The organism is Halorubrum sodomense, from assembly GCF_900111935.1.
GTDB lineage: Archaea > Halobacteriota > Halobacteria > Halobacteriales > Haloferacaceae > Halorubrum > Halorubrum sodomense.
The window spans coordinates 141,442-150,331 of record NZ_FOYN01000005.1; the positions used below are offsets into that span (position 1 = coordinate 141,442).

The window sequence follows — 8,890 nt, forward strand, 5'->3', positions numbered from 1 at the left end:
ATGGGACTGGATGACGACGCGCGGGAGTATCACCGACAGGATCCGCCCGGGAAGATCGAGATCGAGACGACGAAGCCCACGAACACGCAGCGAGACCTCTCGCTGGCGTACTCGCCCGGGGTCGCGGCGCCGTGTCGCGACATCGCGGCCGACCCCGAGTCCGTCTTCGAGTACACGGCGAAGGGGAACCTCGTCGCCGTCGTCTCGAACGGGTCGGCCGTCCTCGGGCTCGGCGACATCGGCGCCGCCGCCTCGAAGCCCGTCATGGAGGGGAAGGGGGTGCTGTTCAAGCGCTTCGCCGACATCGACGTGTTCGACATCGAACTCGATATCGACGCCGTCGACCCGTTCTGCGAGGCGGTGAAGGCGATGGAGCCGACGTTCGGCGGGATCAACCTCGAGGACATCAAGGCTCCAGAGTGCTTCGAGATCGAGGAGCGGCTCCGCGAGGAGATGGACGTCCCGGTGTTCCACGACGACCAGCACGGCACCGCGATCATCTCCGGTGCGGCCCTGATGAACGCGGTCGACATCTCCGACAAGGACCTCTCCGAGATCGAGATCGTCTTCTCCGGCGCCGGCGCGTCGGCAATCGCGACGGCCCGGTTCTACGTCTCGCTGGGCGCGCGCAAAGAGAACATCACGATGTGCGACTCCTCGGGGATCATCACCGAGGAGCGCGTCGAGGCGGGCGACGTGAACGAGTACAAGAGCCAGTTCGCCAGCCCGGTCGAGAGCGGCGACCTGGCGGACGCCATGGCGGGCGCCGACGTGTTCGTCGGGCTCTCGGTGGGGGGGATCGTCTCGCAGGAGATGGTCCGCTCGATGGGCGACGACCCGATCATCTTCGCGATGGCGAACCCCGACCCCGAGATCACCTACGAGGACGCGAAGGACGCGCGCGACGACACGGTGATCATGGCGACCGGCCGGTCGGACTACCCGAACATGGTGAACAACGTGCTCGGGTTCCCGTTCCTGTTCCGCGGGGCGCTCGACGTGCGCGCGACCGAGATCAACGAGGAGATGAAGGCGGCCGCGTCGGCGGCCCTCGCCGACCTCGCGCGAAAGGATGTCCCCGACGCGGTCGTGAAGGCGTACGGCGACGACCCGCTCCAATTCGGCCCCGACTACGTGATCCCGAAGCCGCTCGACCCGCGCGTGTTGTTCGAGGTGGCGCCGCGCGTCGCGGAGGCCGCGATGGAGTCCGGCTCCGCCCGAACCGAGATCGACCTGGAAAAGTACCGGGAGCGACTCGAAGCGAGGCTCGGGAAGTCCCGCGAGATGATGCGGGTCGTCCTGAATAAAGCGAAGAGCGACCCGAAGCGGATCGCGCTCGCAGAGGGCACCGACGAGAAGATGATCCGCGCGGCCTACCAGCTGTCCGAGCAGGGGATCGCGGAGCCGGTGTTGCTCGGCGACGCGGACAGCATCTCGAAGACCGCGGCCGAACTCGGGCTCTCGTTCCGGCCCGAGGTCGTCGACCCCGACGACCGGGACGTCTCCGGGTACGGCGACCGACTGTACGAGCTTCGCAAGCGCAAGGGTATCACGAAGCGGGAGGCGGACGACCTCGTCAAACGCGACACCAACTACCTCGGGAGCGTGATGGTCGAAAACGGCGACGTCGACGCGATGCTCACCGGGCTCACCCACCACTACCCCTCCGCGCTCCGCCCGCCGCTTCAGATCGTCGGGTCCGCGGACGACACCGACACCGTCGCCGGCGTGTACATGCTCACGTTCAAGAACCGGGTCATCTTCTGTGCGGACACGACCGTCAATCAGGACCCCGACGCGGAGACGCTCGCGGAGGTCACGCGACACACCGCCGACCTCGCGCGCCGGTTCAACGTCGAGCCGCGCGCGGCGATGCTGTCGTACTCCAACTTCGGCAGCGTCGACAACGAGGGGACGCGGAAGCCGCGGGACGCGGTCGACATCCTCCAGCGCGACGACGGCGTCGACTTCCCCGTCGACGGCGAGATGCAGGCCGACACCGCGGTCGTCGAGGACATCCTCAACGGAACCTACGAGTTCTCCCAGCTCGACGAGGCCGCCAACGTCCTCGTGTTCCCAAACCTCGAGGCCGGGAACATCGGCTACAAGCTACTTCAGCGGCTCGGCGGCGCCGAGGCCATCGGCCCCATGCTCGTCGGCATGGACGAACCGGTTCACGTGCTCCAGCGGGGCGACGAGGTGAAAGACATCGTCAACCTCGCCAGCGTCGCCGTCGTGGACGCTCAGGAGTAGTTCGTCGCACGTCCCACGCCGGTGGGAATTGTCGCACGTCCCACGCCGGTGGGTACACCAATTTTACTTGTTTCCAACTACGATAGTATTGATATGGGACCGAGCGAGGATCCGGGGGAAGCGACCGCACCGCGAGTGCTCGACAACAGGCGCGACGCGACTCGCTACCGGGTTCTCGTCGAGATCGCCGCGCGACAACCGGCTGTGAGCCAAGAGGAGATCGCGGACGTAATCGGCGTGACGTCGCAGGCGGTGAGCGATTACGTTCGGGATCTGGTCGACGGGGGCTTCGTAGAGAAGCACGGTCGCGGCCGATACGAGGTGACGAAGGAGGGCGTCGACTGGATCATCACGCGAACCGACGCCCTCTCGGAGTTCGTTTCCCGGGTGTCGGAGGACGTTCTGGGAAGCGTCGACGTCGACGCTGCGGTGACGACCGGATCGGTCGAGGAGGGAGACGAAGTCGGACTGGAGATGCGCGACGGTGTGTTACACGCCGTCCCCGAGGGCGGATCGGCGACCGCCGTCGTCGTTACCGGCGGTGAGGCGGGGGAGGCCGTCGGCGTCACCGACTTCGAGGGCGTCGTCGAGTACGACCCGGGGATGGTGACGGTGGTTCCCGTTCCGGCGGTAACCGAAGGCAGTCCGCCCCCTCTCGACGTCATTACCGATCGCGCTGCCGGGGCGGAGTTAGTCGCTGTCGGTGGGACCGAAGCGTACGCGCTCGCGACCCGAGCCGACCTTCGGCCGGACGTGCGCTTCGGATCCGCGACGGGCGTCTCGCAGGCTGCTCTCCGCGGCCTCGACGTACTGCTACTAGTGTCGACCGACGAACTCTCCCGACACACGACGCGACTCCGCGAAGACGGCGTTCGGTACGAGGTACGCGACTCCCTCGAACGGTAGGTCGACAGGCGGTTCGGATTCGGTTTTCGATCGGAGAGACACACCGTGTTTCCGGTGAAATGGGGGTGTGGTGGGCTTCGGGTAGCGTCCGTGCGGCGGTGGCTGTCATTTGTGACCGAACTAAAACAACAGGATTTATTACTTACTCCAGAGTACAGCTCGCCAAGCCAAACGAGCGACAGCTCGCTGGGCGACATCGGGCGTTTCACCGGAAATGCGGTCTCCCCTTCCTCATGTGGTGGCGCCCGGACTCCGACTCCGGACACCGTGTTTCCGGTGAAAGAGCGCAACCGGTCGGCGCCGCGCCGACTAGTGCCAGTAGTGGCCGCTCACCGACGCTCAGGGGTATTTTCTCTCGCGCTGCTTGCTACTTCCGACTCCTCACGCTGCTTGCTACTTCCGACTCCTCACGCTCCTTCGGGTCGTCACCCTGTCCTTTTGACCGCCTGTTCCAGCCTGTCCTTTTCGACCGCCTGTTCGGCTTTCCCACCCGACCCCCCAACCGCCCACCCCCGTTTCACCGGAAACACGGTGTGTGTCTCGACCCGTCGATCTCACCACAAACCCCACCCCGCACGCGGTCACGAAACAGAACGCATTTCACCGGAAACCCGGTGTCTCTCTCATGGACGCAGCGGACGATCTCTTCACGAGAGAGGACCCTATCTTCGCGAACAAGGAACTCCTCGAGATCAGTCATCTACCGGGCGAGGGGCGCATCGTCGGTCGGGACGACGAGATTGCCGACTTAGCGACGGCCGTCAATCCGGCCATCTTCGGACAGAGCCCGAGCAACGTGCTCATCTACGGGAAAACGGGCACCGGGAAATCGCTGTGTGCGAAGTACGTCTCGAAGCGGCTCGTCTCGACCGCCAGCGAGGAGGGCGTTACCGCGACGTTCGCCTACGTCGACTGCGCGCAGGACACCACGGAGACGCAGGCGGTCCAGACGATCGCTGAGGGAGTCAACGACCCCGAAGAGACCGGTATCAACGTCCCCGACAAGGGCCTTTCCACCTCCACGTACTACAAGCGGCTCTGGCGGATCCTCGACCAGCGGTACGACGTCGTCCTGATCCTCCTGGACGAGATCGACAAGCTCGACGACGACGCTATCCTGATGCAGCTGTCCCGGGCGGGCGAGGCCGGCAAGATCACCGACTGTAAGCTCGGGGTCGTCGGGATCAGCAACAAGATCCAGTACAAAGACCGAATGGACGAGCGCGTCAAGTCGAGCCTCTGTGAGCGCGAGTTCGTCTTTCCGCCGTACGACGCGAACCAACTCAGGGAAATCATGCAGGCGCGAGCGGACGCGTTCCACGACGATGTCCTCGAACCGTCGACGATCCCCCGCGCCGCCGCGCTCGCCGCGCGCGAACACGGCGACGCGCGGAAGGCAATCGATATCCTCCGATACGCCGGCGAGATCGCACAAGCGAACGGCGAGCCCACGGTCCGCGAGGAGTTCGTCACGCAGGCGCGCGAGCGCGCCGAAACCGATCGGTTCCGAGAACTCATCCGCGGATCGACGCCGCACTCGCGATACGTGCTCCAAGCGCTCGCGCTACTGTCGCTTTCGAACGGGCGTCAAGACGGGTTCCGAACGAGTCGCGTGTACGAAATCTACGAGAACATCTGTCGGCAGGAGGGCTCCGACAGCCTCTCGCTGCGACGCGTCCGCGACCTCCTGAAGGAACACGCGTTCCTCGACATCATCGAACAGTCGAAACACAGCGGCGGCAGCGCCGAGGGCAGTTACACGAAACACCAGCTGCTCGAGGACCCGAGCGTCGTCAAGGAAGTCCTCACCCAAGACGACACGGAACCATAGTCGGGCCACACTCGGTCACTCGGGATCGAACTACCGCCGGTACAGTTCCGGGCGACTGACCGTCACCGCAACGCTCCCCGTCGAGACGAGGCCACCGAACAGACCGATCGATGCGATCGCGTCAGCCGAGCAGACCGAGTCCTTCGATGCGTTCGACGATTTCCTCGACCGCCTCCTCGGCGTCGTCGGTCCGCTTTCCGCCGGTGATAACGATCTTTCCGCTCCCGAAGAGGAGGATGACGACCTCCGGCTCGTCCATCCGGTAGACGAGCCCCGGGAACTGCTCCGGCTCGTACTCCACGTCCTCGAGCCCGAGGCCGATCGCGAGCGCGTTGAGATTGAGGTTATGTCCGAGGTCCGCGCTCGACACGATGTTCTGAACGGTGATCTCCGGATCGTCCTCCACGGGAATCTGGAGGCCACGGAGCTTCTCGAAGATGATGCCGAGCGCCTCGTGAACGTCGTCGATGCTCTTTGCGCCCGTGCACACGATCTTTCCGGAACGGAAGATCAGCGCGGCGGCCTTCGGCTCCTGGGTACGGTACACGAGCCCGGGAAAGTTGTCGGGGTTGAAATCAGCACCCGGGAGGTCCTCCGCGAGCGCCTCCAAATCGAGCTCCTGACCGATACCCGTCGATGCAACAACGTTCTGAATCTCGATCGAGTCTGCAGGGTTCGTCATCGTTCGCTTTTATATGTGGCCCCCTCCCTTATAAACGCCCGTGGTATAAACGACACGCCCGCTCCAAAACGCGTCTCTCTTCTGTTCCCCGTACGCGTGAGTCTCTGGATCCTACCGGCTCACTATGACAAGTATCGGATGACTTTCCGGATATCGACCCACCATCGAGCCACTCGACGGTCGCGTTCCTCCCTCCCCGCTACCTCTCCCTGTCGAAATCGCTCGTCGCGGATCGTTCCATGAAACCGCATGACGTGGCGTAGATGCTTCGACGGGGTTAAATACAACCCGGGCATTCGAATAAACGCGAGGCGCCCCCTACGAGGGGGCACCGACCGGCCGCAGACGCGGCCGGTCGAAGCGTTCCGACGTGCTTAAGTGTATAAGCCCGTTCGGTCGATACGCGAAGAAACGCACCGCGGACTCGGGCCGTTCAACTCGGCCCGGTTTCGCAGAGTCGGTTCGTCCGACTCATCTGATGAGGATCACGCCCCCTGCGCTCCGGCGTAAGCGGTGATCTGATGTGAGCCGTGGTCGTTCGGTGTCATCCAAGTCGCTGGCTGGCCCGGACACCACACAGACCAATGCAATGGTGTGTCAACACTACGTTGACACCCGCCAACACCCCCTTCAGGCCGGGAATCAGGCCTGAAGGATATTCATTCCGGTTGATCCTGCCGGAGGCCATTGCTATTGGGATCCGATTTAGCCATGCTAGTCGCACGAGTTCACACTCGTGGCGAATAGCTCAGTAACACGTGGCCAAACTACCCTTCGGAACACAATACCCTCGGGAAACTGAGGCTAATAGTGTATCCCATACCACCACTGGAATGAGTGGTATGCCAAACGCTCCGGCGCCGAAGGATGTGGCTGCGGCCGATTAGGTAGACGGTGGGGTAACGGCCCACCGTGCCAATAATCGGTACGGGTCATGAGAGTGAGAACCCGGAGACGGAATCTGAGACAAGATTCCGGGCCCTACGGGGCGCAGCAGGCGCGAAACCTTTACACTGCACGACAGTGCGATAGGGGGATCCCAAGTGCACAGGCATAGCGCCTGTGCTTTTCGGCACCCTAAGGCGGTGCCAGAATAAGGGCTGGGCAAGACCGGTGCCAGCCGCCGCGGTAATACCGGCAGCCCAAGTGATGGCCGATCTTATTGGGCCTAAAGCGTCCGTAGCTGGCCGCGCAAGTCCATCGGGAAATCCACCTGCTCAACAGGTGGGCGCCCGGTAGAAACTGCGTGGCTTGGGACCGGAAGGCGCGACGGGTACGTCCGGGGTAGGAGTGAAATCCCGTAATCCTGGACGGACCGCCGATGGCGAAAGCACGTCGCGAGAACGGATCCGACAGTGAGGGACGAAAGCCAGGGTCTCGAACCGGATTAGATACCCGGGTAGTCCTGGCCGTAAACAATGTCTGCTAGGTGTGGCTCCCACTACGAGTGGGTGCTGTGCCGTAGGGAAGCCGCTAAGCAGACCGCCTGGGAAGTACGTCCGCAAGGATGAAACTTAAAGGAATTGGCGGGGGAGCACTACAACCGGAGGAGCCTGCGGTTTAATTGGACTCAACGCCGGACATCTCACCAGCATCGACTGTGGTAATGACGATCAGGTTGATGACCTTATCCGAGCCTCAGAGAGGAGGTGCATGGCCGCCGTCAGCTCGTACCGTGAGGCGTCCTGTTAAGTCAGGCAACGAGCGAGACCCGCACCCTTACTTGCCAGCAGTACCGCGAGGTAGCTGGGGACAGTAGGGGGACCGCCGTGGCTAACACGGAGGAAGGAACGGGCAACGGTAGGTCAGTATGCCCCGAATGTGCTGGGCAACACGCGGGCTACAATGGTCGAGACAAAGGGTTCCTACTCCGAAAGGAGACGGTAATCTCAGAAACTCGATCGTAGTTCGGATTGTGGGCTGCAACTCGCCCACATGAAGCTGGATTCGGTAGTAATCGCGTGTCATAAGCGCGCGGTGAATACGTCCCTGCTCCTTGCACACACCGCCCGTCAAAGCACCCGAGTGAGGTCCGGATGAGGCGTGCCACGCACGTCGAATCTGGGCTTCGCAAGGGGGCTTAAGTCGTAACAAGGTAGCCGTAGGGGAATCTGCGGCTGGATCACCTCCACCGACCCGAGACCTCCCACACGGGAGGCTCACCTTACGACCGTCACCACGACGGTCACTACTCATTCGCACTGGTCTGTGTCCCGTCCGTCCACCCACCGGCTTGGACACCGCAGAACGACCACGGCTCACACAACACACCAGACCTTCCCCACGCGGGAAGGTGGGCTCATAGCTCAGCGGTAGAGTGCCTCCCTTGCAAGGAGGATGCCCTGGGTTCGAATCCCAGTGAGTCCATGTCCGTTCGGTCCGAATCCGTCCCCTTATATGGGAGACGCGACTCGGATCGAACACGACGACCGATGCACCATCCCGGGAAACCGCGGATGGGAAGGGTTCGACGAACGCCCCGTCACACCCGGGGCGATTCAATGACAACCGTGTATACGTGCGATCCAGACGTCCACTGAACTCATCCGAGTTCGTGGAACGTCAGTGAACCATATACAGTCGGAATACTCTGACGAGTATTTCTGACACCGTCAGCACTCTCTTCGGAGAGTTGGCTGACACACTACTGGCTACTGTGCCAGCTGGTGAATGGCTCGGCTCGAGAGCCGACGACGGACGTGCCAAGCTGCGAAAAGCTCGTGGGACCCGCATGGAGGGTACGAACACGAGATCTCCCAATCGGAATCCGTTCAACAATTGCCACGCGCAATAGGGAACGCCCTGAATTGAAACATCTCAGTAAGGGCAGGAAAAGAACGCAACAGCGATGTCGTCAGTAACCGCGAGTAAACGCGACACAGCCCAAACCGAAGGTCTTCGGACCAATGTGGTGTTCGGGTTGACAACCAAATCTCGACAACTCATCTGAAGTCTCCTGGAACGGAGCGTGAAACAGGGTGACAACCCCGTAAGAGAAAACAGTACAGATGGCGTCAAATCCAGAGTAGCAGGGGTCGGATATCCTCTGTGAACATTCCAGGCATCCCCTGGAAAGGCTAAACACTCCTCGAGACCGATAGCGAACAAGTAGCGTGAGCGAACGCTGAAAAGCACCCCGAGAAGGGCGGTGCAATAGGGCCTGAAATCAGCTGGCGATCGAGCGACAGGGCGTACAAGGCGTCTCTCAAAACGACCGA

The 8,890-nt window shown here is 62.5% G+C and carries 4 protein-coding genes, 1 tRNA gene and 2 rRNA genes; 6 read left to right on the forward strand and 1 reads right to left on the reverse strand.

From position 1 onward, the window contains the following. From BM286_RS14925 to BM286_RS14935, 3 genes are all read left to right on the forward strand, one after another. A complete protein-coding gene (locus BM286_RS14925; RefSeq protein ID WP_092924317.1) occupies positions 1-2,253 on the forward strand; it encodes an NADP-dependent malic enzyme in 2,253 nt (750 codons plus the stop codon). A gap of 93 nt (positions 2,254-2,346) precedes the next feature. Beyond that, entirely contained in the window at positions 2,347-3,159 is an 813-nt protein-coding gene (locus BM286_RS14930; protein ID WP_092924320.1) for a DUF7839 domain-containing protein, read from the forward strand. A gap of 625 nt (positions 3,160-3,784) precedes the next feature. Beyond that, a complete protein-coding gene (locus BM286_RS14935) occupies positions 3,785-4,990 on the forward strand; it encodes a Cdc6/Cdc18 family protein (protein ID WP_092924323.1) in 1,206 nt (401 codons plus the stop codon). A 121-nt stretch (positions 4,991-5,111) separates the two neighbouring features. On the opposite strand, the gene BM286_RS14940 is transcribed toward BM286_RS14935, so the two are convergent. Continuing rightward, positions 5,112-5,672, reverse strand: coding sequence for a TATA-box-binding protein (locus BM286_RS14940; RefSeq protein WP_004046033.1), 561 nt, complete (start codon positions 5,670-5,672; stop codon positions 5,112-5,114). Positions 5,673-6,333: 661 nt separating this feature from the next. On the opposite strand from BM286_RS14940, the gene BM286_RS14945 reads away from it, so the two are divergent. The 3 genes from BM286_RS14945 to BM286_RS15780 form a co-directional block, all read left to right on the forward strand. Continuing rightward, positions 6,334-7,803 (forward strand): 16S ribosomal RNA (locus BM286_RS14945). Between the two features lie 164 nt (positions 7,804-7,967). Continuing rightward, positions 7,968-8,039 (forward strand) — tRNA-Ala (locus BM286_RS14950). A gap of 275 nt (positions 8,040-8,314) precedes the next feature. Then, positions 8,315-8,890, forward strand: a 23S ribosomal RNA gene (locus BM286_RS15780); the annotation flags it as partial.